Raw genomic sequence first — 25,329 nt, 5'->3', positions numbered from 1 at the left:
GTGGCTTAGGCGGGCCGAAGCGTGATGACCGTCAGCTCCGAGGGCACACCTAGCCGCAGGGCAAAGCCGATCCACAAAGCCGTGCCGTTATTGACGTAAAGCTGCATGTCGCCGACATCGTAACGGCCCGAGACGAAACCGTTGTTGAAGCGCGCGACCAGCCGGTCCATGCCGAGGATCATGCCGCCATGCGTATGGCCGGAAAGCTGCAGGTCGGCACCGGCCTCTGCTGCAAGGCGCGCGTTGCGCGGCTGATGGTCGAGGAGAATGACCGGCGCTTCCGGCGGCGCACCGGCCAAAGCCTTTGCGACATCCGGGCCTTCGAGGCCGAAGCGGGTGGCGTTGACATCGTTGACGCCGGCAAGCGTCAGCTTCGCATCGCCGCGCGACAACAGAACATGGCCGTTGGAGATGGTCTCCAGGCCGAGCTCCTGATATTTCGCCATCCAGCCGTCATGGCCGAAGTAATATTCGTGATTGCCCGGGATGGTATAGACGCCATCGGTGGCTCTCAGCTTTGCCAAGGGTGCAACGTCAGCCGTGCGGGCCTGCAGATCGCCGTCGATCAGGTCGCCGGTGATGACGATCAGATCGGCGTTCTGGGCATTGGCCCTTGCGACAGTCTCTTCGACCCAGGGTGCCTGGAACAGGCGGCTGATATGCAGGTCGGTGAGCTGGATCATCCGGTAGCCATCGAATTCCGCAGGCAGATTGTGGATCCTGATCTCGACTTCCTTGACTGGGGGAACGCGGATCGCCTGGGAGACGGCAAAGGCTGCCAGCGACATGGTGAGGATGCCGACGCCGTAACGCAGCCGGGGTGCGATCGAGATGCGCCGGCGTTTCAGCGCCGCGACCACCAGGGCAACGATATCGATTGCGAGCTGGCAGACGGCAGTCAGCAGTATGAAGCCTGACAGCCAGTTCGCCAAGATCATCGCCACCCGCGGCACTTCCGGCGAGAACATCGTACCGAAGACAAGAAGGCTGATCAGGCTATGCTGGAACACCACCATCAGGATGACGGCTAAAAAACCCTTCAGCCAGTTGGGCCAGGGGAGCGGATAAATGAAACGGGCAACGACATAGAGGCAAAGGAGGGCTTTGAAGAGATGAAACAAGGCGGGATGCTCTGGGGCTTGGGATAAGGAACCCTGTCTTCTTCGAGTTTCCTGTCCAACTCAACCGCCCACGCCAACCGGCTGACGCGATTTTGATCGCGTGGGGATCAGGTTGAAACTTCCGGCAGTGATCAATCCCGCTTGATCGTCAGCAGCAGATCCCACATGTCCGCACCGGTTTCGAAGACGGCAGCGTTGGCGGCAAAGCCCTGTTCGGCCGTCATCACGTCGATCATTTCGCCCGCCGTATCGACGTCGTAGCCGGGCGTGGAAGCATTGGCGATATTGTTCGCAGCCGTATTGAGGCGCTGGGATTGCGTCTGCATGCCGGCGACCGAAATGCTCATTGCTGCAGAAATTGTCATGGCCTTGCCTTCATCATCGTTCGCCATCGTTATGAAGGACAGGCGCGAATGAAGGGTGAAGGGACAGGGTTAAGTCCCGGCGTCGTTTGTTCGACCTCCTGTGTCGATCCGGGACATCCTTCTCATGGCGCACTTGTTTCCGATGAGGCGAGGTCCCCATAATGGCCGCATTCCTGGCCAAAACATCCAGCTCATGCCGATCCGTTCGCCCACATGGTGCGATCGGAAATCGGGAGAAGTGTCAGATTTAGGGATTGCCCTAAAAACGCACGGGACTATGTCGGTATTGCACTGCAATATTTCCGATGCCGGCTGAAGGAGCTGTTCATGGCGGGTAAAGCAGCAATTCCGAGAATCATCGGAATAGATCTGACCCGGTCGGTCGCCATCTTTTTCGCCATGCTCAGCCATGTCTGGGTCGTCACCAACATGGACACATTCTGGAGCGGTCCTTCGGCGGATTTTCTGCGCGCGCTGATGGCGCTCGCCACCCCCACATTCATCCTGTTGTTCGGCACGATGCTCGAGATCGTCTATCGGCCAAGATTCGTTGCCGGTGAGCAGGAACGGGTCGCCGTGCGGCTGTTTTCCCGCGCGATACAGTGCTGGCTTCTCTATTGCGTCTCGGTCTTCGTTCTTTACCTGTTTGCCGACGGCTATTCGCTGAAATTTTCGCTGGCGACAATGATGCTCATCGGTGTCACGCCCTTCACCGATATCCTCAAATTCTATGCTGTCGTGCTTTTCCTGGCGCCCTTCCTGCTGTGGCTGCGCTGCAGGATCGGCTTGCTGCCGCTCGTGGTTCTGGCGCTGATCGTCCATGCCGCCCATCCGGTCATTCGCGGGCTTCCTAGCCCGCTCGATTTCAATCTGAGCATGTATGCAGAACGGGTCGTGACATTCCTCTTCGGTGTCGGTGATGCCAGACTCGGCGGTCCGTCGATCCTGCATGGAACAAGCCTGATCATCGCGGGCATGGCATTCGGTCGGCTGATTGCGGGAGATCGAGCTCGTCAGTCCCAGAAGCCGGCAATCGGCGTCGTCACAAGGGCGTCCTACCTTCTGGGTGGCTCGGCTGTGGTGATCGCTCTCGGTATTCTTTTCTACGACGAGAAGTCCCTGGCGGAACTCGGCGACATGTCGCTGCGGATGGATAGCGATCCGCTCTATTTCGCCGCCGGCCTATGCGGTGCGATTGCCATGACGAGCCTTGCAGTGCTTCTCACCCAGCGCCTCTCACCGGAGGTGAAGCAGCGGCTGGAAAAGCCGGTGTTTTTCGGACGCACCAGTCTCTTCACCTTCGCTTTCGGCAACATGATCCTCTACGCCTGGCCTGGTGAGCCGGATACTCTGCAATCTGCCGTATTCCAGGTAGTTCTGATCAGTATCGCGATCACGCTGCTCAGCTACCTGTTCGATATGGAAGTGCGCCGGGGCGGCACGCTGGCGGCGGTCGTCAAATCGATGCAGGCCAGGATCACGTCACTGGTGAACATGCTGGTGGGTTGGAGAACGCCGCGCGTGAGGCAGGCCTGACGACTATTGCTTCAGGCGGCCTTCAATTTCCGCAGAAGGGTTTCCAGTTCCTCTGACTCGGGAAGCGGCGTCGAAAGACCGGATTTCAAGTTGTTGCGGTCGCCGAGTTCGAACTGATACCAATTCATCAGCCCCGATGCGATAGCCTGGGCCTCCTCGCTTTCAGGCGATACATCGTTCTCCTCGCACCAGGCTTCCAGAAACCGCTGCAAAAGCTCGAGATCATCCGATCCGAGTACGATGTTAGACGAAACCCTATCCTGTAACATTTCTGTCCTCACAACCATGCTGGAGCTTCCGAAGAGCTTTCTGTCGCTGCGGGTTCGGAAGCAGGAGAGTGCCTTTAGGACATGGCACCCATCGAACACATCTGATCATCCTCGATGCATCCGGCCTTGTGCCTATAATGCGCAACGGCGCAAATGGTTCATTTTGATACAGAAAAGGCGGCCAGAGGCCGCCTTTTCCAATTGTTTTGTACCTGTCCGATTACTCGGCAGCTTCCGCGTAATCCTCCAGCGGAGGGCAGGAGCACACGAGGTTGCGGTCGCCATACACGTTGTCGATACGGTTGACCGACGACCAGTATTTGTCGACGCGGAACGAGCCGGGCGGGAAGCAGGCCTGTTCGCGGCTGTAGGGACGATCCCACTCGCCGACGAGATCCTCGACGGTGTGCGGAGCGTTCTTCAGCGGGTTGTTGAGCTTGTCCGCGCGGCCTTCCTCGATGTCGCGGGCTTCCTCGCGGATTGCCAGCATCGCTTCGCAGAAGCGGTCGAGTTCGGCCTTGGTTTCCGACTCCGTCGGCTCGATCATCAGCGTGCCGGCAACCGGCCAGCTCATGGTCGGAGCGTGGAAACCGCAATCGATCAGGCGCTTAGCCACGTCGTCCACCGTCACGCCTGCAGAGGCGTTGAGCGGACGGGTGTCGATGATGCATTCATGCGCCACGCGGCCGGTTTCCGACTTGTAGAGCACGTCGTAAGCACCCTTGAGGCGGGCCGCGATATAGTTGGCGTTGAGGATCGCCACCTTGGTTGCCTGCATCAGGCCTTCGCCGCCCATCATCAGGCAGTAGGACCAGGAGATCGGCAGGATCGACGGCGAACCGAACGGAGCAGCCGAGACCGCACCTTCACGACCGTCGCTTGCGACATGACCCGGCAGGTAAGGAGCAAGATGCGCCTTGACGCCGATCGGGCCCATGCCGGGACCGCCGCCGCCATGCGGAATGCAGAAGGTCTTGTGCAGGTTCAAGTGCGAAACGTCGGAGCCGATGTCGCCGGGGCGGGCGAGGCCGACCATGGCGTTCATGTTGGCACCGTCGAGATAGACCTGACCACCATGCTTGTGGGTGATGTCGCAGATTTCCTTGACCGTTTCCTCGAACACGCCATGCGTGGACGGGTAGGTGATCATGCAGCAGGAAAGGTTTGCGGCATGTTCTTCGGCCTTGGCGCGGAAATCGTCGATATCGATATCGCCGTTGTCGCGAACCTTGACGACCACAACCTTCATGCCGACCATCTGTGCAGAAGCCGGATTGGTGCCATGGGCGGAGGTCGGGATCAGGCAGACGTTGCGATGCGTGTCGCCATTGGCAATGTGGTAATTGCGGATGGTCAGAAGACCCGCATATTCACCCTGCGCGCCCGAGTTGGGCTGCATGGAGAAGGCGTCGTAACCGGTAACCTGGCAGAGCTTTTCCGACAGGTCGTCGATCATTTCCTTGTAGCCGAGCGCCTGGTCGACAGGAACGAACGGATGGATATCCGAAAATTCCGGCCAGGTGATCGGCAGCATTTCCGCTGTCGCATTGAGTTTCATCGTGCAGGAGCCGAGCGGGATCATCGCACGGTCGAGCGCGAGGTCACGGTCCGATAGGCGGCGGATGTAGCGGGTCATCTCGCTTTCGGCGCGGTTCATATGGAAGATCGGATGGGTCATGTAATCCGATTTTCTCAGCAGCGCGTTCGGCAGGCGGTATTCTACTTCGAAATCCGAAACCTTGAAATTGCCGCCGAATGCGCGCCAGACGGCTTCCAGCGTCACCGGGCGGGTGCGCTCATCGAGCGACATGCCGATCTTGGTCTCGCCGACCTTGCGCAGGTTGACGCCTTCGGCAACGGCTGCGCGCAGGATAAGACCCTGCATGTGGCCGACTTCGACGGTGATCGTGTCGAAGAAAGTCTCCGGCTCGATTTTGTAGCCGAGCTTTTCCAGGCCCTTGGCCATCAGCACGGCCTTCTTGTGGACCTGCTGGGCGATCGCCTTCAGGCCCTGCGGACCGTGGAAGACGCCGTACATCGAGGCCATGACGGCGAGCAGAACCTGCGCGGTGCAGATGTTCGACGTCGCCTTTTCGCGGCGGATATGCTGTTCGCGGGTCTGCAGCGATAGGCGATAGGCACGATTGCCGCGCGCGTCGACCGAAACGCCGACAAGACGGCCGGGCATGGCGCGCTTGTGGGCATCCTTGACGGCCATGTAAGCGGCGTGCGGGCCACCGTAGCCGACCGGAACGCCGAAGCGCTGCGAGGAGCCGATGGCGATATCAGCACCCATCTCACCCGGAGACTTCAAAAGCGTCAGCGCCAGAAGATCGGCGGCAACGGCAGCAAGCGCGCCGGTCTGGTGCAGGCGGGAGATCAGGCCGGTGAAGTCACGCACTTCGCCGTGGGTGCCCGGATACTGGAAGATCGCGCCAAACACGTCGACCGGGTCGAGATCGGTCATCGGGTCTCCGATGATGACGGTCCAGCCGAGCGGTGCGGCACGGGTTTCGATCAGGGCGATGGTCTGCGGGTGGCAGGCCTTGTCGACGAAGAAGGCGGTTGCCTTGGTCTTCGCCTGGCGCTGGCAGAGCGCCATGGCTTCGGCGGCAGCCGTCGCTTCGTCGAGAAGCGAAGCATTGGCGACGTCGAGACCGGTCAGGTCGGCAATCATCGTCTGGAAGTTCAAAAGCGCTTCGAGACGGCCCTGGCTGATTTCCGGCTGGTAAGGCGTATAGGCCGTGTACCAGGCCGGGTTTTCCAGAATGTTGCGCTGGATGACCGGCGGGGTGACGGTGCCGTAATAGCCCTGGCCGATCAGCGAGGTCAGGACCTGGTTCTTGTTGGCCGTCTCACGCAGCTTGTCGAGCGCTTCGCGTTCGGAAAGTGCTGCACCCCAGGCAAGCGGAGCCTGCTGGCGGATCGAGGAAGGCACGGTGGCGTCGATCAGTGCGTCGAGCGACTTGTAACCGATGACCTTCAGCATTTCGGTCATCTCAGTCGGCGAGGGGCCGATATGACGCCGATTGGCGAAGTCATACGGATTGTAGTCGGTGAAATGGAAATCGGTGTTTTCGGTCATCCGATCAGGTCCTTGTAGGCGGCTTCGTCCATCAGGCCTTCGACGTCGGAAACGTTCTTCAGCTTCAGCTTGAAGAACCATGCGGCGCCCTGCGGGTCGGAATTGACCAGCGATGGGTCGTCGACGATCGCCTGGTTGACTTCGGTGACTTCGCCATCGAGCGGAGAATAGACGTCAGAAGCGGCCTTGACGCTTTCGACGGTAGCGGCATTGCCGTCCTTGGTCAGTTCGGCGCCGACTTCCGGAAGTTCGACGAAAACGAGATCGCCGAGCTGGTCGGCGGCGTGCTGGGTGATGCCGACGGTCGCAACATCGCCCTCAAGCTTCAGCCATTCGTGTTCAGCGGTGAATTTCAACATTTTAGTTCTCTCCGGAGGATTTCTTAGCGTTTATAGGTGGGGGTGATGAAGGGAAGGGCGGTGACGGTCATGGGCAAATATTTGCCGCGGACTTCCGCATAGACTTGAGTGCCGGCATCGGTGTGGCTGACCGGCAGGTAACCCATGGCGACCGGGCCTTCGACGCTCGGGCCGAATGTGCCGGATGTGACTTCGCCGAGCTCGGTCTTGCCTTCCGCATCGGCGTAGAGTTTTGCATGCGAGCGAACCGGTGCCTTGCCTTCGGGCTTCAGGCCAACGCGGCGGCGGGTCGTGCCATTGGCCAGTTCGCCGAGGATGCGTTCTGCGCCCGGAAAACCGCCTTCGCGGTCGCCGCCGGCCTTGCGGGCCTTCTGCAGCGCCCATTCGAGCGAGGCTTCGATCGGCGAAGTGGTGGTGTCGATGTCGTTTCCGTAGAGACACAGGCCAGCTTCGAGACGAAGACTGTCGCGCGCGCCGAGGCCGATCGCTTCGCAGTCCGGGTGTTCCAGCAGAGCCTTGGCGACTTCGACGGCATGGGCTTCCGGTACGGAGATCTCAAAGCCGTCTTCGCCGGAATAACCGGAGCGGGAGATGATGCAGGGCACGTCGTGAAGCGGCACTTCGCGCACGTCCATGAACTTCATGCCGGAAACGCCGGCCCAGAGTTCGGCCAGAACCGCCTGCGCTCGGGGACCCTGAAGGGCGATCAGTGCGCGGTCTTCCAGAAGCGTGACGTCACAATCGGCTAGGTTTGCCTTCATATGGGCAACGTCCTGGTCCTTGCAGGCGGCGTTGACGACAACAAGAAGATGGTCACCGCGATTGGTAATCATCAGGTCGTCGAGGATGCCGCCGTTTGCATCTGTGAAGAAGCCGTAACGCTGGCGACCTTCCTTGAGGCCCAGAATGTCGACCGGGACGAGTTTTTCGAGCGCCAGCGCCGCGTCGGCATACTCGCCGGATTTCGCCTTCACGATCACCTGGCCCATATGAGACACGTCGAACAGACCGGCCTCCGCGCGGGTATGAAGGTGTTCCTTCATCACGCCGAGCGGATATTGCACCGGCATGTCATAACCGGCGAACGGCACCATTTTTGCGCCGAGCGAGATGTGCAATGCGTGGAGCGGAGTAGTGCGAAGAGCTGCTTGATCGTCCAAAAGACGCCTCCAGGTTTGGGCACGCCTGAAAACAGGTCGCACGCCGGCTCAGATTAGGACACGGGTTTGCCCCAAAGGGTTTCCCTTGTCGGTTTCGAGCCCCCTCTGTCCCTTTCGCCTGAGATTGTTATCCCTTCGGCGAGCCTCCGAAAATCGGCTGCTACTCTCCAGAGTTCCTGCAGTCTACCCGTGGTCCTTTTGCCTGAGAGTTTCCGGGGCGGTTGCTCCTTCGGCACCGCACTGAAGCGGCTTCTCCCTACGGGTCGCGCTCATTATCGTTGCGGCATACCTTTTGGCAAGGGCCGCATGTCGAAACCAGCACGATTTCTGTCGCATGATCTGTATGGATTGATCTGGTTCAATGACAGCCTGCTCCGGCGGAGACCCGCACCGGGTTCGCTGTTCAGCGATCTTGTCTGTCTGAAGGAGGCATTGGAATGTCGAAGCGGGAGTTCAGCGCGCGTACAGCAGACTAGCCGTTCAGTTCAAAATACTCAGTCCTCGAGGTCGCGATAAGCCGCCTCGACCTGCTGCAGGGAATATTGCTGCTGCGGCTGTTTGCCGGTGGTTAGGACGTCGATGCCGACTTTTATCGCGGGGATCATGTTATCAATGGCTTCCGGATCGCTGACATTCTCCAGAGCCTTGGCGTTCCGATCAGCGTCAGCCTTGACATCGGCCACCTGGTCCTTCACGGAAACGCGGCGTGGCGTGCGGAGCGCTTCGATATTCAAAGCCGCCGTATTTGCAGAAATGGTTACGATCTGGGTCATTTGCCTCACCTTCGATCTTCCACCCTTACGGGAGTGGGTGTTCTTCGATGCTTAAGCCGAACCACTGCTTTTTAACGATGTGGGCTTTTAGTCACGCAGTCAAGGGTTGAAGTCATGACGAATATTCTATTGGCCGCATTGGGCGGGGCAATCGGTTCAGTTCTTCGTTATCTGGTCGGCGTCTTTTCTGTCCGCTGGTTCGGGCCGAGCTTTCCCTGGGGAACACTTGCCGTAAACGTCGTCGGATCGTTCATCATCGGTCTGTCGGTGGAAATGATCGCGCGCCGTTTCAATGCCTCGATGGAGCTGCGGGTGTTCATCGTCACCGGAATTATCGGCGGCTTTACCACCTGGTCGTCCTTTTCTCTCGATACGATGGTCCTTTTCGAGCGCGGCGCGATCACTGCTGCCGCCGCTTATGTGATCGGCAGCCTCGTGGTTTCGTTCGCCGCCGTCTTTGCCGGGCTGGCGCTCGGGCGGGCAATGCTCTAAAGAGCGGCCCTCAAGAAGATATAAGAAAGAGCGTTGATGGCAGGCATCGAGCATATCCGCGTCGAGGCGGACGAGGCAGGCATGCGCCTCGACCGTTGGTTCAAGATTCACTATCCGGGTCTGGGTTTCGGCCCGTTGCAGAAATTGCTGCGCTCCGGTCAGGTGCGCGTCGATGGTGGTCGCGTCAAGACCGACACACGCGTCGAGCCCGGCCAGACGGTCCGTGTGCCGCCCATGGATACTGATTCCAAGAAGGGCCCTATCGCCTCCAAGGATCTGAAGCATGCCGGCGATTACGAGCTGCTGCAGCGCATGGTCCTGCATGAGGACGACAAGGTGATCGTCTTGAACAAGCCGGCCGGCCTTGCCGTGCAGGGCGGTTCGGGCGTGACGCGCCATATCGACCAGATGCTTGAATCCTGGATCAGCCCCAAGGGCGAGAAGCCGCGTCTGGTCCATCGTCTCGACCGCGACACGTCCGGCGTTCTGGTGATCGCGCGCACCCGCGGTGCCGCCCAGAAGCTGACTGCAGCATTTCGCGAGCGTGATACCAAGAAGACCTATTGGTCGCTGGTGAAGGGCGTGCCGCGCAAACGCGAGGACAAGCTGTCGTCCTGGCTGGTCAAGATCCAGACACCGGATGGTGACAAGATGCGGATCGCCAAGCATGGCGAGGAGGGGGCTGATCACGCCATCTCCTATTACCGCGTGCTTGAAACCGCGGCGCAGTCGCTGGCATGGCTGGAGATGGAGCCCTATACAGGCCGTACCCACCAGTTGCGCGTCCACGCGCTTTCCATGGGCCATCCGATCATCGGCGATCCGAAATATTACGACGACGATGTCAACTGGCCTTTCCCGGGTGGCATCCAGAAGAAACTGCATCTGCACGCACGCCATATCGACATTCCACATCCGAATGGCGGTCGCCTGAAGGTTACCGCGCCGCTGCCGCCGCATATGGTCCAGAGCTGGAACCTGCTCGGCTTCGACATGGAAAATGGCGCAAGGGATGATGACGAATGAAACTGGTTCTGTTTGATTGCGACGGCACGCTGATCGATAGCGCGGGCCTGATCCATGAAACCATGCGTCGTACGTTCCTGCATTTCGGCAAGCCCGAGCCATCTTTCGAGGATACGAAATCGATCATCGGGCTGACGCTCGATATCGCGATTGCGCGAATGCAGGGCAAGGAACATGCGGATCAGGAGGACATCGACATGATGGCCTATTACAGGTCGCTGTTTTCCGTCGTTCGCAGCGATATGGATTACCGCGAGCCGCTGTTTCCCGGCATTCTCGAGCTGATGAATACGCTTCAGGGTCGTGACGAAATCATTCTCGGTGCCGTCACCGGCAAATCTCGCCGGGGGCTGGATTCCGTCAGGGAGACGCACGGCTTCAAGTTCGTCGCATCGCGCACGGCCGACGATTGCCCGTCCAAACCGCATCCGGCGATGGTGACGGAATGCTGTGACGAGACCGGGATGCAGCCGGCCGACACGCTTGTGATCGGCGATGCCATTTACGATATGCAAATGGCAAAGGCTGCCGGTGCGACCGCGATCGGTGTCTCCTGGGGATACGCTTCCGTCACGGAACTCAAGGAGGCCGGTGCCGACGTGATCGTCAGCCATCCGAGCGAGATATTGGCCCATATCGGCTGAGGAATTATCACATGCGCGAACTTTTCCCCGATCCTTCAGAAGCGATGAGCCATCCTGACCCGACACGGCGGGCGCAGATCCAGATGCAGAAGCCGCTGCCAAAGCGTTTCTACACCGAGGTCTTGATCGTCGAAAGCGAGGGCGGGCATGCCGTGCATCTCGACGGTCGCCCGGTGAAGACGCCGGCCAAGGCCGCACTCGCCGTGCCGACGTCGCAGCTTGCGGAATTGCTGCGTGACGAATGGGCGAACCAGGTGGAGGTCATCGATCCGCGCACCATGCCGGTGACGCGCCTGATCAATACCGCCATCGACGGTGTTGCCGTGGAGGCTCAGGCCGTGTTCGAGGACATTCTTCGCTTCTCGTCCAGCGACATGCTCTGCTACCGGGCAGAAAGCCCGGAAAACCTGGTTCTTCGCCAGCGGCAACAATGGGATCCGATCCTCGACTGGGCGGCAAACCAGTACGGCGCGCGTTTCGAACTGATCGAAGGCGTGATGCCGAAGGAGCAGCCACGCGATGCGACAGCGGCATTTTCCTCGGCTTTGAGGAAGTACGATACGCCGATCGAACTTGCGGTTCTCCATACGGTGACAACTTTGACCGGCTCCGCCATCCTGGCGCTCGCCTTTGCCGAGAGCTACCTTGCGGCGGAGGATATCTGGCAGCTTGCCCATCTCGAAGAGGACTGGACGGCTGAGCACTGGGGCGAGGATGCGGAAGCGCAGAACCGTCGCGAAAAGCGCCATGCAGAATTTCAGGCTGCCGTGGCGGTTTTTGAGGCTCTGAAGCCTTCGGTTTAAGGCTTCACTAACCCTAAACGGGGAACATGCGGGCTCGTCATTCCGGATGCCAGCATGTTCCTGAAATCTGTCCGTATCATCGCTATTCCGCTTGCCGTGCTGATGCTGGCCGGCTTTCGCATGCCGGCGGCAGAAGAGCAGGCGGAGCGCATGCTCTATGACGTGCGAGGCGCTTTCGTGACAGCCCAGCCGGATGTTTCCCGCGATCTGATCGCCGGCACCGATATCCTGGTTGATTCCGCGATCCGCGCCACATCGCGTTCGATGATGCTGCCGCGGACCATCCTGACGGTGAGGTTGTCGGACACGCGGCGATCGCCTGTCCTTTTCGGCCATCGTTATTCCGCAAGGGTTATGGTCAAGGTCATCTCGGTCGGATCGGGTGAACCGGTTGCCGAGGGCGAATTCGAGACATCGGTCATGAGCTTCGGCAAGGAGCCTGCAGACAGTCCTCTGGCGGAAAAGATCGCAAATCGAATCGCGTCTGAATTCCAGCTCGGAAGGCCGCATCGTGCAGCGCTGCTCACATCTCTTGCGAGTGGCGGTGCTCCGTAAGGGCTTGCTTAAATCGGATTTACAACTTCTAAGGATGCTGTCGGAAAGTTGATTTCTGGCAAGAACGGCCGTGAACTAACGCTGTGCCGCTTATTCATCCGGGGAGATATCCGATGGCACTTTTCGATCGTCTGGCAGTCTATAGAGAGCAAGGTCTGGCTGCCTTGAGAATTATGACCGGTCTTCTGTTCTTGGAACATGGGACCATGAAGCTTTTTGCATTTCCCGTGCCGCAGGGTGACGGGGGGCCGCTTTCCACGCTGATGCTGTTTGCAGCACTTCTGGAATTTGTCGGCGGGATCCTGATCACCATCGGCTTCCTGACGCGGCCGGTCGCATTCATCCTGTCCGGCCAGATGGCCGTCGCTTATTTCATGGCACATGCGCCGGGCGGTTTCTGGCCGGCCGTCAACAAGGGTGAGGCGGCCATCCTGTTCTCGTTCATCTTCATCTATCTCTTCTTTGCAGGTGCCGGCGCGTTTTCGGTCGATAACCGCAAGAAGATCTGAAGCCTAAAAACAGTGAAGCCGGCAATATCGCCGGCTTCCTTCATCTTCGCAATTCTTTGGAGAAATCAGCCAAGCCGCTGGGCATGCCAGCGCAGGTGATCGTCCATAAAGGTCGAGATGAAATAGTAGGAATGGTCGTAGCGCTCATGCATCCTGAGCGTCAGCGAGATATCGGTGTCTTTCACGGCTTCCTCGAACAGCCATGGGCGCAGACCATTTTCCAGAAAGCCGTCCGCCTTGCCCTGATCGATCAGAAATTCGGGGAAACGCGCGCCATCTGCGACCAGCGCGCAGGCATCATACTGGCGCCACTGAGCCTTGTCTGCGCCGAGATATTTTTCGAATGCCGGCTCAGACCAGTCTGCGGTCGACGGCTCGACGATCGGCGCGAAGGCCGAGCAGCTCTTAAAACGCTCCGGGTTTTTCAGCGCAATGGTCATGGCGCCATGGCCGCCCATCGAATGGCCGAAAATGCCCTGGCGGCTCATGTCGACGCGGAATTGCTCGCTGACGAGTTTGGGCAGTTCCTCGGTGATGTAGGTATACATCTGGTAGTTTTCGGCCCAGGGCTTTTCGGTCGCGTCGAGATAGAAGCCCGCGCCCTTGCCCATCTGCCAATTGGTCAGTTCGTCAGGCACGTCATTGCCGCGTGGGCTGACATCCGGGCAAACGATGATCAGGCCGAGTTCCGCTGCAAGGCGGCGATACTCGCCCTTTTCCATGACGTTTGCATGGGTGCAGGTAAGGCCGGAAAGATACCAGAGCACCGGGCGTGGTTCGCTGATCGCCTGCGGCGGCACGAAGACCGCAAAGGTCATCTCACATTTGCAGGCTTCCGATTCATGGCTGAAAACGCCCTGCATGCCGCCAAAGGCGGTGTTTTGCGAAATGATCTTCATAAGAATAGTCCTTTCGGGCTTGCGAGGTTCAAGTGTTCAGGTCGCGAGCGAGACGACGGCATTAACCGCAGCGGCTACCAGTATCGTATTGAAAAAGAAAGACACGACCGCATGAAGCAGATTGATTTTGCGCATGTCCGTCGCTGTGATTGCGACATCGGAGGTCTGCGCGGTCATGCCGATGACGTAACCGAAATAGAGAAAGTCCCATGCTCCGGGACGATCCGTTTGAGGGAATTCCAGTCCGCCGACCGATTTGCCGTCGTCCTTCTCGCCGGGGCGCCAGTAGAGATGGGCGTAATGCAGCGAGAACATCGTGTGGATGGAAAACCATCCGAGAATGACGGCAGCAAAGCCGACTGCCACGTCCAGCAGGCCCGACGGCTGCTTCTGGTTCAGGGCCTCGAATAGCGTAACGAGCGCAGCGACTGCTGCAAGCAGGGTGACGGCGAGAATGATCGGGGCTGGTTCGTCGGTATTCTGGCCGCTCGCCTGCAGCCGGTCTGCATCGAGATGGCGGACGCGCAAGCCGATCAGGATGAGATAGACGACGAAAAACACGATCGCCGTCAGGGCCGCCGCCAGTTCTGGCAGCAGGAAGATCAGGACGGGCAGGGTGATGAGTGCCGCAATTGCCGCGACAAAGAAGGGACCATGGCGATGGTGGCGCCAATGCCGTTTGACTTTGCCGCCCTCGCTTTTTGCCATGCCCAATTCACCTGTATCGTTCAGCCGGCCGATTTTGCCCTGCGGCAGAGCCTGTCGAGGGTTTCCAGAAACGCCGAGCGATCCCGCGGCGAGAAGGCAGCGTTATATCCCTTGCTTTCACCCGTCTCGCGCAGATGAGCGCCGAGGTCGCGCATCGCGGTCGCCATGCCGATATTGGTCTTGTCGAACAGGCGTCCGGTCGGGCCGGTGACAAATGCACCTGCAGCGACGCAACGCCCCGCAAGCGGCACGTCTGCGGTCACCACGATGTCGCCGGTCGCGGCACGTTCGGCGATCCAGTCATCGGCAGCATCGAAGGCTCCCGAAACGATGACGTTCTTGACCATCGGATCACGGGACGGGCGCAGGCCAGAATTGGCGACAAAGGTCACCTCAAGGCCGTGGCGCTCTGCGACCTTCAGAATTTCCGGCTTCACCGGGCAGGCATCGGCATCGACATAGATCAAGGCTATTCGCTTCCTCGTAGACAATTCAACAAGGAAGCGACTTAGCAGATCACGCTACCGCTGTCGTCTGGTCGTCGACGGTTGCGCCGGGCGCGTTTTTCTTGATGGATTCGATGGCGGCTATGGCAGAGGCCTTGGCTGCATAACCTTCTGAGGAAAACATGCTCTGGCCGTTGGAGGCCTTGAAACGGAAACGAAACTCGCCTGCCTTATCCTTGTAGACTTCGAATTTGTACATGGTTGCTTCCTCTCTTTTCTTCCCGTCATGGATGATAGATCGGGGCAAAGGAAAAGCAAGCACTGCAGATCGACTATGAGGTATATGGACGTAATCAATCCTGGCAATATCGACAGTATTTCTGCGTCATAGGATTGCGAGCTAGTCTCAGAGCTTTGACCTAATCCCTTTCAAACGGCGTGAAATTCAAGTCATACGCTCTCGGATTTTCATTCGGGGGCTCTTTGGCCTCCGTCGAATATGTGTATACCCGACCTGTCGTCTCGAATCCGATATGTCGACCGATTGTGATGATCATGTCGACCGCTTGCTCTGGGTCCAGCGCCCATACATTCATTCTGAAAAATGCTGGCGTACCAACTTGGATATCGAAGTCCGCATTAGTCTCGACTATTTCGCCCTCCGCCATCATCGTGAAATGCTGGAAAGGCGTTTGCAGTTTCCCGTATCTTAGCTTGAGCTTCCAATTCTTCTCAGCTTCCAATGCGATACCCAATCAACTTTTGAAAGGGTCAAGCTATCGCAATGGTCGTATCATATCCACATGCGGAATGCCGTCTTCCAGATATTCCTCGGATGTCCGCTCGAAACCGAGCGAGCCATAGAATTTCTGCAGATGCGCCTGGGCGGAGATCTCGATCGCTTCGCCGGGATAGGCCTTTTCGCATTCGGTGATCGCCTCGCGCATCAGGGCATCACCGAGCCGCTTGCCGCGGTGGTTGGGCGATACGGCGACACGGCCGATGCGGGGCAGGTGATCCTGCGTCGGGCGCCAGAGGCGGGCGCAGGCGAGAAGATCGTCGCCATCCATCAGCCGCAGATGCAGGCAATCGGGATCGTTGCCGTCAAGCTCGGGATAGGGGCAGGTCTGCTCGACGACGAAGACGTCGACGCGCATTTTCAGCATGGCGTAGAGGTCGAGTGCGGAGAACTCTTCCAGCCTCCGCACGTCGACAATGTAGGTGGAGGCGGTGGTCAATAGACCACCACGCCGCGGATCGATTCACCCTTGTGCATCAGGTCGAAACCCTTGTTGATGTCTTCGAGCGGCATGGTGTGGGTGATCATCGGGTCGATCTGGATCTTGCCTTCCATATACCAGTCGACGATCTTCGGCACATCGGTGCGGCCGCGGGCGCCGCCGAATGCCGTGCCCATCCAGTTGCGGCCCGTGACCAGCTGGAACGGACGGGTCGAGATTTCCTGACCTGCTCCTGCAACGCCGATGATGACCGACTTGCCCCAGCCGCGATGCGAGCATTCGAGCGCCTGGCGCATGACCTTGGTATTGCCGGTGCAGTCGAACGTGTAGTCGGCACCGCCGATCAGGTCGCCATGACGCTTGGTCATGTTGACGAGATAAGGAACGATATCGTCGCCGACTTCCTTCGGGTTGACGAAGTGGGTCATGCCGAACTTTTCACCCCATTCCTTGCGGTCCGGGTTGATGTCGACGCCGATGATCATGTCGGCACCGGCCAGGCGCAGGCCCTGCAGCACGTTGAGGCCGATACCGCCGAGGCCGAAGACGATTGCGGTGGAGCCGATCTCGACCTTGGCCGTGTTGATGACCGCACCGATGCCGGTCGTCACGCCGCAGCCGATATAGCAGACCTTGTCGAAGGGGGCGTCGGGATTGATCTTGGCAAGCGCGATTTCCGGCAGAACGGTGAAGTTCGCGAAGGTCGAGCAGCCCATATAGTGATGGATCTTGTCCTTGCCGATCGAGAAGCGCGATGTGCCGTCCGGCATCACGCCCTGACCCTGGGTAGAGCGGATCGAGGTGCAGAGATTGGTCTTGTGCGAGGTGCAGGAATAGCACTCGCGGCATTCCGGCGTGTAGAGCGGAATGACGTGGTCACCCTTTTTCAGCGAGGTGACGCCGGGTCCGACATCGACGACGATGCCTGCACCTTCATGGCCGAGAATGGCTGGAAACAGGCCTTCCGGGTCGGCGCCCGAAAGAGTGAAATCGTCGGTGTGGCAGATGCCAGTGGCCTTGATCTCGACCAGCACTTCGCCGGCCTTCGGGCCGTCGAGCTGAACCGTCATCACTTCCAGCGGTTTACCTGCCTGAACGGCAACAGCGGCGCGGACATCCATCGTGTCACTCCCTTGGTTCGAAATTTGAAAGTCTTGTTAATGAATTAGAATCTGCGCGGACTTTTGCACGCTCGGGCGATTTGGCTCAAGCCAGAACCGGACGTACAAAGCCGCAAAAACGACAGGCGCCGATCACGCTTTGATCAGCGGGGTTCTATGATCGGAACGTGAGGCGCCAGATCCCGTGACATGCGGCCATCGATCCTCGGGTCGTCACAGATCTCGACCATGAAGGCGTAAGGGGTGAAGCCGGATCGCTGATAGAAGGCGAGCGCTGCCGGGTGATCGAAATTGCAGGTATGCACCCAGAAACGCTTGATCGGTCGCGACCAGGCATTTTCGATTGCTGCATTCATCAAGATGCGGCCGGAACCGTTGCCGATCGCTTCGGAAACCACGCCGAAAAAGGCGATTTCGCATTCACCCTCTTCGCGGAAATCGAGTTCCAGAAGGCCCAGCCGGCGGGTGCCGTCGGTCAGGACATGGATCTCGATCAGCGGATCGGTGAGGATCGCTTCCAGCTCGGCATCCGGCATGACCAGCCGCGAGACCCACAGCCATTCCTCGCCGACGCGTCGATAGAGATCACGGTATTCGTCTACGGAAGGAGCGGCCCAATGCTCGACCCTCAGACCGGTTTCCGGCGGCAAAGGCCGGGCGGCCGGGCGCTCGAACATTTCGAGGCAGGTGACCATGTTGGCAAGCTTTCCCGCAGGAACGGGAGAGTAGCCGAAGGGGAGCGTGGGATTGGACGTGTGCATGCGCTCTTGGACTGTTTTGCCCGGCGCATGTCAACCGTCGCCAAGGAAAATTCAGCTTCAAGCCACGCGTTCGTCCCAGGTCGCGATGTCGTCATCGGTCAGAAGCCAGGGATGGGAGCGAAGGCTCTCCATGTGGCGCTCTTCGCCTGCCACATAGTCCATCACTTCCTGCCAGCCGGGATGGTTGTCCCGATGCCGTATGACGTCGTCGATCATCGCGAGGCTGGATGCTTCCAGCGCCGAAATGAAGAGGCGACCGCCATCAACCCGGCACCGCAAGACCCGCCAGACATAGGCCATGTCATCGGCAGTGATCCCCGCATGACGAGGTGCCGGCACGCCGTAGGATAACTCCGGGGGAGCCAGAAGCTTGTGGCGCAACTGGTCGAGCGCGAAGGCCGACAGGATATCCGGACAGCTTTCGGCACGTTCGATCGCGTGCAGAAGCGTTTCGAGCTGCAACGGATGCTCGATCCGGCCATCAAGCGCCAGTGCACGGATCAGCCATGCGGCTTTCGCGGCGTCCAGCCGTCCGCGAGGTGGTGCTGTGTCGACGATGAATACCGCCAGCTGCTCGACGAAATATGTCGGCCATTCCTCGCAATGAACCGGGCACATGTCGTTCAAGGCAAGAAGCAGAAGGGCGTCGTCGTAACCACGGATTGCGTTCGTGAAGGCGTATTTTCGCAGAATCAACAGGTCATGCCTGTCGATGCGGCCCTTTCCGGCGATGACACATGCCGGAAAAGAAAAGCGTATGCCGCTCATCTCTTTCTCCGTTTCATCATGAAACTGATATTGCTCTTAATTTGGAGAAGTTGAGAGGCCGACAATAAGGTCGGTTAACGAAGACTAGCCAAGCGGCGGCTCGGCCGAAATCTGTCTCACCCTGATACGTTCGCGCCAGATGATGAACAGGCCGGAGGCGACGATGATCCCGATCCCAAGCCATTTGGAGGCTGTCGGGAAGTCGGCGAACAGCAGATATCCGAGTACGGTTGCCGAGATGATCTCGAAATACTGGAACGGCGCCAAAAGCGATAGCGGCGCCATGCGGAAGGCCCGCACCACCAGCAGATGAACGTAACCGGACAGGCTGCCGAGGATGATCAGCAGCAGCAGGCCGAGACTGGACGAGGGCAGGGAGGCTTCAAACTCCACGGGATAGACGAAATGCCCGGCCAGCAGGCCTACGGTCATGAACAATGTCCCGCCGACGCCGGCGACGAACTGCATGGTCAGCGGCGAATCGGCGTCACCGATGGCGCGATTTAGAAACAGGTACAGCGTGTAGAGAAAGGCACAGAGGACTGGCAGCAGCGCCGTCCAGCCGAAGATCTCGTAGCTCGGCTGGATGACGATCATGGCGCCGCCGAAACCGACGGCGATGGCTAGCCATCTGCGCCAGCCGACCTTTTCACCGAGAAAAAGCGCCGACATCATCGTCAGCATGAAGGGTTCGACGAAATAGATCGCAAATACGTCTGCGAGCGGCATGTATTTGACCGCCATGAAGAACATCAGGCTGGCCGCTGCATGCAGGGCGCCGCGCAGAAGGTTCATCCAGGGTCGCTTGCCGCCGCGGATCGCGCCGGGAACGAAAAAGGCGATCGGCAGCAGCGCCAGAAACTGGAAAAAGAACCGGTAGAAGGTCACCTGGCCCGGCGACATTGTCTCGAAAGTCGCCATGTATTTGGCGATCGCATCCATCATCGGCAGAACGATCATGCAGGCCGCCATGATCGCCATGCCCTTGATCGGATTTTGCGGATGAGAATCGGACATGGGCAGCACTCTTGATGATGCGGTGTTGAACCATAGCCGGCAACCACCTTCAAGCCGGGGCCTTCATTTGAAAGACGGGATCCTGCGGTGGCTGGTCTACGCTACCGTACAGAAGGCATCGTGTTGTCTTTCACCTCTATACACCCGGCGGTTTTGCCTCGACAGTTTCAACATTGATTCGAGGGAAGCCGATGAAATTCATATCGCCGCTTGCACTTGTTCTTGGCATTGCGTTTGCCCAACCGGTATTTTCCGGCGATCTCGTCGATGAAGTCCGTATCGGTGCCGGCGGCCTGCTCCAGAGCGGCAGCTCGAAGGACAAGGGCGCGGTCGGATCTGCAGAGATCTATCTGGCTCCATTCAAATCCTCCCGCACCGGGGCAGCGGCCGTGCTTTTGGAACCAAGGATCCAGCTTGGCGTCTCGGGTGGGCCGGACGCGACCGATCAGGCTTATGCCGGGCTGAACTGGCATGTGCCGCTCGGCGAGACGTTTTTCGCCGAGGCGGGATTTGGCGGGACTGTCCATAACGGCAATCTCGATACCGGTGATGGCCCGCGACTGGGCTGCCGTTTTCTGTTTCGCGAGCATGTGGCGCTCGGCATGCGCCTGACCGACACCGTCAATCTCATGGCGACGGCAGATCATTCGTCCCATGCAAATCTCTGCGACGGACCGAACGATGGCCTCACTCATGTCGGGCTGGCGGTCGGAATCAAATTCTAGGTTCTGCAGGCTTTCGAATCGCCCTGTGTCTGCTGGCGTGGAGAGTCCGGCATACCTATCTTCCTGTTGAACTCAGGAGGTCCCGGTGTCGGAATTCATCAGCTATCTATTCGCCATCTTTGTCGTCACGCCGCTTCAGGCGGAACTGTCGCAGCGCCTGCAGGGCGTGCCTTCGCAGGAACTCGTCGAGGCCGGCAAGGCTTGCATTTCCGTCGAGGCGCCGGAGCTGCTGCGCTATGCGCAGGAAAACTGGGGCTGGGCTGCAGCCAATGCAATCGGTGTCGGGGCCGGTCTGGTCGATCCCATGACGCTGCTTCCTCAAGGCAACGAAAACTGCCGTCTGGTGATCCAGTCCCTGGCCGTCGAAGGCTCTCGCAACGCCTGATGTCGCGTCGTCTATGTCGCAAATAGGCGAGCCGTTCGGGTGTCCCGCAATGATTTAGCGTGCGGGACGCTGCATTAAGTAACTCATTGCCATAAAACAAAAAACCCGGCCGAAGCCGGGTTAATTTGGTGCGGTCGAGAAGACTCGAACTTCCACGGGTTGCCCCACAGCGACCTCAACGCTGCGCGTCTACCAATTCCGCCACGACCGCATCGTGGTAGGCCGAATTGCTTCGGCGAGGCAGCATCTAGCAAATGGATTCCGGCTGCACAAGTGTGCCGTGACAGTTTTTTGAAGGAAAAAAACAAAGTCCACAGACCACGCCTTTCTCGCCTCATATGAACCCCTTGTTTTGCAGGCCCCAGAGGCGCATTGCAAATTCACAATCTTCTTGTCAGAAGGCCCGTCATGCAGACACGTACAGATCTTGACCATCAGATGTTCCCTGCAGCGCACTGTCCGCCGGTGCGTTGGCGTATCTCGGATTGTCCCGTGCCCTATGAAGAGGCGCTTGAGACGATGGAGCACGAAGTCGCCGCAATTGCCGACGGCAAGGCGGACGAACTGGTCTGGCTGCTTGAGCACCCGCCGCTTTATACGGCAGGCACCAGCGCCAACTCCGCCGATCTTATCGAGCCGAACCGATTCCCGGTTTATGAAACCGGCCGCGGTGGGGAATATACCTATCATGGTCCCGGCCAGCGGGTGGCCTATGTGATGCTGGACCTCAAGCGCCGCCGTCAGGATGTTCGCGCCTATGTCGCGGCACTCGAGCAGCTGGTCATCCAGACGCTCGAGTTGATGAATGTTCGCGGGGAACGACGCGAAGACCGAGTCGGCGTATGGGTTCAGCGGCCTGAAAAGCCTCGACTGCCGGATGGAAGCATGGCGGAAGACAAGATCGCAGCTTTTGGCATTCGCCTGCGCCGTTGGGTGAGTTTTCACGGGCTGTCACTAAATGTCGATCCGGATCTTTCGCATTTTTCCGGAATCGTGCCCTGTGGCGTGACATCCTACGGCGTGACGAGCCTTGTCGATCTCGGCATGCTTGTGCTGATGGAAGATGTAGACATTCGGCTCCGCGAGGCCTTCGAGGAGATTTTTGGGCCGACGGTCATCGAAAAGGCGTGAGCGGACAATGGTCGATCTGAAAATCAAGAGGCGCCCGATCGGGGCTGTGGCCAGGGTTCAGCGGAATGGTCACCCGCAGGTGACGAGCCGAACCGGCGGCGAGATCGGCGTTGTAACCGGCGCATCCGAAGAGGGGTTCAATCCGCTCGACCTGATGTTTGCGTCGCTTTCCGCCTGCCTTGTCCTGAGCGCACGGATTGCAGCGAGCAAGCTTTCAATCATCGATCGATTTGATGGAGCTTCAGCTGATGTAACGGGTGAAAAGTCAGCCGAAGAGCCTTATCGAATCGAGCGTTTCACCGTCACGATCAAGATTGATGGCGATCTTACGGAAGAAGAGCGCCACCAGATCGTTCATATGGCCGAGGAAATCTGCACGGTCAGCAATACGCTGAAGACGCGCCCGGAGATTTCGCTTTCGGTCTGCTGACCGGTTCAGTCCTCATCCGGAATACGGCTGTCGACGCCGGCTAGACGTAGGTGGTTGATGATCCTGCCTACACCGGCGACATTCCGGGTCGCGCCAATGATGCCATGTGAAGTCGCAGCATCATCGACCTGACCTTCGATCGTAACGTTGTTCCGATCCACATGGATGTCGATCAGGTCCATGTCGACAATCCCCAACGCATCGATGGCGTCGGTGACACGTTCCTCAAGGTCATCCCAGTTCTCAAGTCCCGTCGTGCCGGGCCGCAGGCTGTCGCGCTGGGGTTCTTCAAGCCCGTCGAAGCCCGCCTCGTCGATGAGAAAGCCCGGATTGCGGCTTGTCTCCGTGTTGGGACTTGTGTTGCCATAGGCAGCATTCTCTACAGGACCTGCCGCCTGGCCGGGCTTGTCGGCATAGGGCCAACCATCATCCAGATTACGGTCGTCGAAATCGCGAAAATCCTCTTCGCGGGAGATGTCGTTTACGTCTCTCTTCGGTGACATGGTGCCTCCGTGCCCTGTCTCGTTCTGCGGCGCACCGCGGAACGCGCGTTTCTAGTTCGGTAGACCTGCCTTGTTGCCGGTCAGGGTCAGATGATTTTCCACATCGTGGACACCATCGACTGTCTCGGTCGCCAGAATGACCTTGCGCGCAGTCATGATCGTGTCGACAGCGCCTTCCAGCACCACGGTCGTGCCCTCTACATGAGGTTCGACCGCGGATGTGTCGATATCCGGCAATCCGGCAATGCGTGCCGCAACATTACTACCGAGCTTGCTTTCTTCGATCTTGGATGTTTCCGTCATGATCTTTCTCCTCGTTCAACCATGAGCGGGTAACGCGCGAACCCTCACCGGGTTCGCAGGGAAATTCTATTTTTCCTTCTGCCACTTTTTCACCAGCCGCTCGCGCTTCAGTCGCGACAGCCGCTTCAGCCAGAAAATGCCATCAAGCTGATCGATCTCGTGCTGGATGCAGACCGCATGAAAATCCTTCGCCTCTTCTTCATGGGGATTGCCTGACAGATCCTGGTAACGAAGCCTGACGTGGCGCGGGCGCTCCACCTCATCGGTCGCTCCGGGCATGGAAACGCTGCCTTCCATATGCCTGATCGTCTCGTCGCCGGCCCACAGGATCTCCGGGTTGACGTAATAAAGCGGTCCCTGGCTTGCGGAGAGTTCCAGAACGAAAAGGCGTTGTGAGATGCCGATATGCGCGGCCGTGATGCCGACGCCGGGGGCGGCGCGCATCGTCTCCAGCAAATCCTGTGCAATGTTCGACAGGGTCTCGTCGAATCTTGAAACCGGCTCGCAGATCATGGAAAGGCCGGGATCGGGATAGCTCAGAATGGTGCGGACGGTCATGTCATTTCTCTTGTTGTAGCATGGCGGCAGATCTGCCACTCCATGATGAAATGCGGATAAAAAGCCGTTTCGCGGCTGTCGATAAAATTGCTTCAGTCTTTCATGCTATCTGATTGTTGACTATATGTTTTCCGTCGCTGTACCGGCAGTGGCAATCGTGCACGGCGAGGGCGGTTGATGAGTGATATCCAGGACGACACGCTCATCAGCCGGAAAGCCGGCAGTGAAGAGCACGATATCTATTCCGAAGACGGTTCTATCCGGTCGGACTTTCTGGCGCGCGTCGGTGCTGCCATTGCCGATCGGGATGTGCTTTTCCTTCGCCAGAATGTCGCCAAGCTGCATGAATCCGAACTCGGTGACTTGCTCGAATCGATTCTTCCGGACCAACGACTGGCGCTGGTCAAACTGCTCGGCAAGGATTTCGACCTAACGGCACTTACCGAAGTCGATGAAGCGATCCGTATGGAGATCGTCGACCAGATGCCGAACGAGCAGATCGCAGCGGCGATCGGCGATCTCGATTCGGACGATGCCGTCTATATTCTCGAAGACCTCGACCATCAGGACCGAGAAGAAATTCTCGCACAGCTGCCGTTTACCGAACGGGTGCGGTTGCGGCGGGCGCTGGATTATCCCGAAAGCTCGGCCGGCCGGCGCATGCAGACGGAATTCGTGGCGGTCCCTCCGTTTTGGAATGTTGGTCAGACGATCGACTATCTGCGCGACGAGGAAAACCTGCCGGACAGCTTTTCGCAGATCTTCGTCATCGATCCGACGTTCCGGCTGCTCGGTATCATCGACCTCGACCGTATCCTGCGCTGCAAGCGGCAGATCCGGATCGAAACGATCATGCGGGAAACCAACCACCCGATCCCGGCCGACATGGACCAGGAAGAGGCGGCCCAGATTTTCGAGCAGTATGACCTTCTGTCCGCCGCCGTCGTCGACGATAATGGTCGCCTTGTCGGTGTCCTGACCATCGATGACGTGGTCGACGTGATCCAGGAAGAGGCGGAAGAGGATCTTCGCCGCCTTTCCGGTGTCGGTGACGAAGAACTGTCCGACTCGGTGAAGGACACATCGCGGTCACGCGTGCCGTGGCTGATGGTCAATCTCGTCACTGCTTTCCTGTCGGCATCGGTTATCGGGTTGTTCGAGGCGACGATCGAAGAGATCGTGGCGCTCGCCATCCTGATGCCGATCGTGGCCGGCATGGGCGGCAACGCCGGATCGCAGACCATGACGGTAACGGTGCGTGCACTCGCGACTCGCGATCTCGACATCCATAATGCCTGGCGTGTCGTGCGCCGCGAGGCGGGCGTCGGTTTGATCAACGGCATGCTGTTCGGTACCGTCGTGGGCTCCGTGGCCGGCTGGTGGTTCGCCGATTTTCACCTCGGAATGGTGATCGCGTCAGCCATGATGATAAACATGTTTGCTGCTGCGATGGCGGGCATGATGATACCGCTCCTGCTCGACAAGGCGGGGACCGACCCGGCAGTTTCGTCCGCCGTTTTCGTGACCGCAATCACGGATATGACCGGTTTCATGAGTTTCCTTGGCCTTGCGACACTGTGGTTGCTGAAATAGATGCGGTTTGACTGTTACGTAAAAGTCAATTATTTTCGCGGGC

32 protein-coding genes, 1 tRNA gene and 1 riboswitch are annotated in these 25,329 nt (G+C 58.8%); of the genes, 12 read left to right on the top strand and 21 right to left on the bottom strand.

What is annotated here, in order from left to right; all coding sequences use genetic code 11:
* Positions 1-5 precede the first annotated feature (5 nt).
* Together HNQ72_RS02725 and HNQ72_RS02720 are read right to left on the bottom strand one after the other, a co-directional pair.
* The gene (locus HNQ72_RS02725) at positions 6-1,121 is read right to left on the bottom strand and encodes a metallophosphoesterase (protein WP_183989453.1); all 1,116 of its coding nucleotides are present in this window, start codon (positions 1,119-1,121) and stop codon (positions 6-8) included.
* Positions 1,122-1,252: 131 nt separating this feature from the next.
* A complete protein-coding gene (locus HNQ72_RS02720) occupies positions 1,253-1,486 on the bottom strand; it encodes a flagellar basal body protein (protein WP_183989452.1) in 234 nt (77 codons plus the stop codon).
* Positions 1,487-1,813: 327 nt separating this feature from the next.
* Between HNQ72_RS02720 and HNQ72_RS02715 the strand changes: the two genes are divergently transcribed.
* Positions 1,814-3,022: a DUF418 domain-containing protein gene (locus HNQ72_RS02715; RefSeq protein WP_183989451.1), complete on the top strand. Its 1,209-nt coding sequence runs from the start codon at positions 1,814-1,816 to the stop codon at positions 3,020-3,022.
* 11 nt (positions 3,023-3,033) lie between these two features.
* Here the strand turns inward: HNQ72_RS02715 and HNQ72_RS02710 are convergent, their stop codons facing one another.
* From HNQ72_RS02710 to HNQ72_RS02690, 5 genes are all read right to left on the bottom strand, one after another.
* Positions 3,034-3,309: a hypothetical protein gene (locus tag HNQ72_RS02710; protein ID WP_183989450.1), complete on the bottom strand. Its 276-nt coding sequence runs from the start codon at positions 3,307-3,309 to the stop codon at positions 3,034-3,036.
* A gap of 202 nt (positions 3,310-3,511) precedes the next feature.
* The gene (gene gcvP / locus HNQ72_RS02705) at positions 3,512-6,376 is read right to left on the bottom strand and encodes an aminomethyl-transferring glycine dehydrogenase (RefSeq protein WP_183989449.1); all 2,865 of its coding nucleotides are present in this window, start codon (positions 6,374-6,376) and stop codon (positions 3,512-3,514) included.
* The gene (gene gcvH, locus HNQ72_RS02700) at positions 6,373-6,735 is read right to left on the bottom strand and encodes a glycine cleavage system protein GcvH (RefSeq protein ID WP_183989448.1); all 363 of its coding nucleotides are present in this window, start codon (positions 6,733-6,735) and stop codon (positions 6,373-6,375) included. The genes gcvP and gcvH overlap by 4 nt, the downstream gene beginning before the upstream one ends.
* 23 nt (positions 6,736-6,758) lie before the next feature.
* Positions 6,759-7,895, bottom strand: a complete 1,137-nt coding sequence (gcvT, locus tag HNQ72_RS02695) for a glycine cleavage system aminomethyltransferase GcvT (protein WP_183989447.1) — start codon at positions 7,893-7,895, stop codon at positions 6,759-6,761.
* Between the two features lie 180 nt (positions 7,896-8,075).
* Positions 8,076-8,164: riboswitch (glycine riboswitch) on the bottom strand.
* 225 nt (positions 8,165-8,389) lie between these two features.
* Positions 8,390-8,668, bottom strand: coding sequence for a hypothetical protein (locus HNQ72_RS02690; protein WP_148144856.1), 279 nt, complete (start codon positions 8,666-8,668; stop codon positions 8,390-8,392).
* 114 nt (positions 8,669-8,782) lie between these two features.
* On the opposite strand from HNQ72_RS02690, the gene crcB reads away from it, so the two are divergent.
* From crcB to HNQ72_RS02660, 6 genes are all read left to right on the top strand, one after another.
* Positions 8,783-9,160 carry a fluoride efflux transporter CrcB gene (crcB, locus tag HNQ72_RS02685; RefSeq protein ID WP_183989446.1) on the top strand — a complete coding sequence of 126 codons (378 nt, stop codon included), beginning with the start codon at positions 8,783-8,785 and terminating at the stop codon, positions 9,158-9,160.
* A gap of 36 nt (positions 9,161-9,196) precedes the next feature.
* Positions 9,197-10,186: an RluA family pseudouridine synthase gene (locus tag HNQ72_RS02680; protein WP_183821565.1), complete on the top strand. Its 990-nt coding sequence runs from the start codon at positions 9,197-9,199 to the stop codon at positions 10,184-10,186.
* The gene (locus tag HNQ72_RS02675; protein ID WP_183989445.1) at positions 10,183-10,830 is read left to right on the top strand and encodes an HAD-IA family hydrolase; all 648 of its coding nucleotides are present in this window, start codon (positions 10,183-10,185) and stop codon (positions 10,828-10,830) included. The genes HNQ72_RS02680 and HNQ72_RS02675 overlap by 4 nt, the downstream gene beginning before the upstream one ends.
* A gap of 11 nt (positions 10,831-10,841) precedes the next feature.
* On the top strand, positions 10,842-11,633 hold the full coding sequence (locus tag HNQ72_RS02670) for an ATP12 family chaperone protein (protein WP_183989444.1): 792 nt from the start codon (positions 10,842-10,844) through the stop codon (positions 11,631-11,633).
* Between the two features lie 54 nt (positions 11,634-11,687).
* A complete protein-coding gene (locus HNQ72_RS02665) occupies positions 11,688-12,188 on the top strand; it encodes a hypothetical protein (protein WP_183989443.1) in 501 nt (166 codons plus the stop codon).
* A 113-nt stretch (positions 12,189-12,301) separates the two neighbouring features.
* On the top strand, positions 12,302-12,697 hold the full coding sequence (locus tag HNQ72_RS02660; protein WP_183989442.1) for a DoxX family protein: 396 nt from the start codon (positions 12,302-12,304) through the stop codon (positions 12,695-12,697).
* Positions 12,698-12,762: 65 nt separating this feature from the next.
* Here the strand turns inward: HNQ72_RS02660 and fghA are convergent, their stop codons facing one another.
* From fghA to HNQ72_RS02610, 10 genes are all read right to left on the bottom strand, one after another.
* Positions 12,763-13,596 carry an S-formylglutathione hydrolase gene (gene fghA, locus HNQ72_RS02655; protein WP_183989441.1) on the bottom strand — a complete coding sequence of 278 codons (834 nt, stop codon included), beginning with the start codon at positions 13,594-13,596 and terminating at the stop codon, positions 12,763-12,765.
* Between the two features lie 36 nt (positions 13,597-13,632).
* Entirely contained in the window at positions 13,633-14,304 is a 672-nt protein-coding gene (locus tag HNQ72_RS02650; RefSeq protein ID WP_183989440.1) for a DUF1345 domain-containing protein, read from the bottom strand.
* A gap of 20 nt (positions 14,305-14,324) precedes the next feature.
* Complete coding sequence (locus HNQ72_RS02645) at positions 14,325-14,771, bottom strand: YaiI/YqxD family protein (RefSeq protein ID WP_183989439.1); 447 nt, start codon at positions 14,769-14,771, stop codon at positions 14,325-14,327.
* A gap of 49 nt (positions 14,772-14,820) precedes the next feature.
* On the bottom strand, positions 14,821-15,009 hold the full coding sequence (locus HNQ72_RS02640) for a YegP family protein (protein WP_183821573.1): 189 nt from the start codon (positions 15,007-15,009) through the stop codon (positions 14,821-14,823).
* 160 nt (positions 15,010-15,169) lie between these two features.
* Complete coding sequence (locus tag HNQ72_RS02635; protein ID WP_210319487.1) at positions 15,170-15,493, bottom strand: hypothetical protein; 324 nt, start codon at positions 15,491-15,493, stop codon at positions 15,170-15,172.
* Positions 15,494-15,526: 33 nt separating this feature from the next.
* The gene (locus HNQ72_RS02630) at positions 15,527-15,988 is read right to left on the bottom strand and encodes a GNAT family N-acetyltransferase (RefSeq protein ID WP_183989438.1); all 462 of its coding nucleotides are present in this window, start codon (positions 15,986-15,988) and stop codon (positions 15,527-15,529) included.
* On the bottom strand, positions 15,985-17,112 hold the full coding sequence (locus HNQ72_RS02625; RefSeq protein WP_183989437.1) for an S-(hydroxymethyl)glutathione dehydrogenase/class III alcohol dehydrogenase: 1,128 nt from the start codon (positions 17,110-17,112) through the stop codon (positions 15,985-15,987). Before HNQ72_RS02625 ends, HNQ72_RS02630 begins: the two co-directional genes overlap by 4 nt.
* A gap of 143 nt (positions 17,113-17,255) precedes the next feature.
* On the bottom strand, positions 17,256-17,873 hold the full coding sequence (locus HNQ72_RS02620; RefSeq protein ID WP_183989436.1) for a GNAT family N-acetyltransferase: 618 nt from the start codon (positions 17,871-17,873) through the stop codon (positions 17,256-17,258).
* A 57-nt stretch (positions 17,874-17,930) separates the two neighbouring features.
* Positions 17,931-18,641 carry a hypothetical protein gene (locus HNQ72_RS02615; RefSeq protein ID WP_183989435.1) on the bottom strand — a complete coding sequence of 237 codons (711 nt, stop codon included), beginning with the start codon at positions 18,639-18,641 and terminating at the stop codon, positions 17,931-17,933.
* Positions 18,642-18,725: 84 nt separating this feature from the next.
* Entirely contained in the window at positions 18,726-19,658 is a 933-nt protein-coding gene (locus HNQ72_RS02610) for a DMT family transporter (RefSeq protein WP_183989434.1), read from the bottom strand.
* Positions 19,659-19,849: 191 nt separating this feature from the next.
* Here HNQ72_RS02610 and HNQ72_RS02605 point away from each other — a divergent pair, with 191 nt between their 5' ends.
* On the top strand, positions 19,850-20,383 hold the full coding sequence (locus HNQ72_RS02605; protein WP_183989433.1) for an acyloxyacyl hydrolase: 534 nt from the start codon (positions 19,850-19,852) through the stop codon (positions 20,381-20,383).
* A gap of 85 nt (positions 20,384-20,468) precedes the next feature.
* A complete protein-coding gene (locus HNQ72_RS02600) occupies positions 20,469-20,768 on the top strand; it encodes a hypothetical protein (RefSeq protein WP_183989432.1) in 300 nt (99 codons plus the stop codon).
* Positions 20,769-20,894: 126 nt separating this feature from the next.
* On the opposite strand, the gene HNQ72_RS02595 is transcribed toward HNQ72_RS02600, so the two are convergent.
* A tRNA-Leu gene (locus HNQ72_RS02595) sits at positions 20,895-20,979 on the bottom strand.
* Between the two features lie 197 nt (positions 20,980-21,176).
* Between HNQ72_RS02595 and lipB the strand changes: the two genes are divergently transcribed.
* The gene (gene lipB / locus HNQ72_RS02590) at positions 21,177-21,899 is read left to right on the top strand and encodes a lipoyl(octanoyl) transferase LipB (RefSeq protein ID WP_183989431.1); all 723 of its coding nucleotides are present in this window, start codon (positions 21,177-21,179) and stop codon (positions 21,897-21,899) included.
* 7 nt (positions 21,900-21,906) lie between these two features.
* A complete protein-coding gene (locus HNQ72_RS02585; protein WP_183989430.1) occupies positions 21,907-22,329 on the top strand; it encodes an OsmC family protein in 423 nt (140 codons plus the stop codon).
* 5 nt (positions 22,330-22,334) lie between these two features.
* On the opposite strand, the gene HNQ72_RS02580 is transcribed toward HNQ72_RS02585, so the two are convergent.
* From HNQ72_RS02580 to HNQ72_RS02570, 3 genes are all read right to left on the bottom strand, one after another.
* Positions 22,335-22,832 (bottom strand): BON domain-containing protein, encoded by a 498-nt coding sequence (locus HNQ72_RS02580; RefSeq protein WP_183989429.1) that lies wholly within the window; start codon positions 22,830-22,832, stop codon positions 22,335-22,337.
* A 51-nt stretch (positions 22,833-22,883) separates the two neighbouring features.
* Positions 22,884-23,135 (bottom strand): BON domain-containing protein, encoded by a 252-nt coding sequence (locus tag HNQ72_RS02575; RefSeq protein WP_183989428.1) that lies wholly within the window; start codon positions 23,133-23,135, stop codon positions 22,884-22,886.
* A gap of 66 nt (positions 23,136-23,201) precedes the next feature.
* Entirely contained in the window at positions 23,202-23,693 is a 492-nt protein-coding gene (locus HNQ72_RS02570; RefSeq protein WP_183989427.1) for a peptide deformylase, read from the bottom strand.
* Between the two features lie 177 nt (positions 23,694-23,870).
* Between HNQ72_RS02570 and mgtE the strand changes: the two genes are divergently transcribed.
* Complete coding sequence (gene mgtE / locus HNQ72_RS02565; protein WP_183989426.1) at positions 23,871-25,286, top strand: magnesium transporter; 1,416 nt, start codon at positions 23,871-23,873, stop codon at positions 25,284-25,286.
* Positions 25,287-25,329 lie beyond the last annotated feature (43 nt).

This window comes from Aliirhizobium wenxiniae (assembly GCF_014201355.1).
Classification (GTDB): domain Bacteria; phylum Pseudomonadota; class Alphaproteobacteria; order Rhizobiales; family Rhizobiaceae; genus Neorhizobium; species Neorhizobium wenxiniae.
The sequence above is the reverse complement of the archived record's forward strand: the minus strand, read 5'-3'. Positions and strand labels throughout refer to the sequence as shown.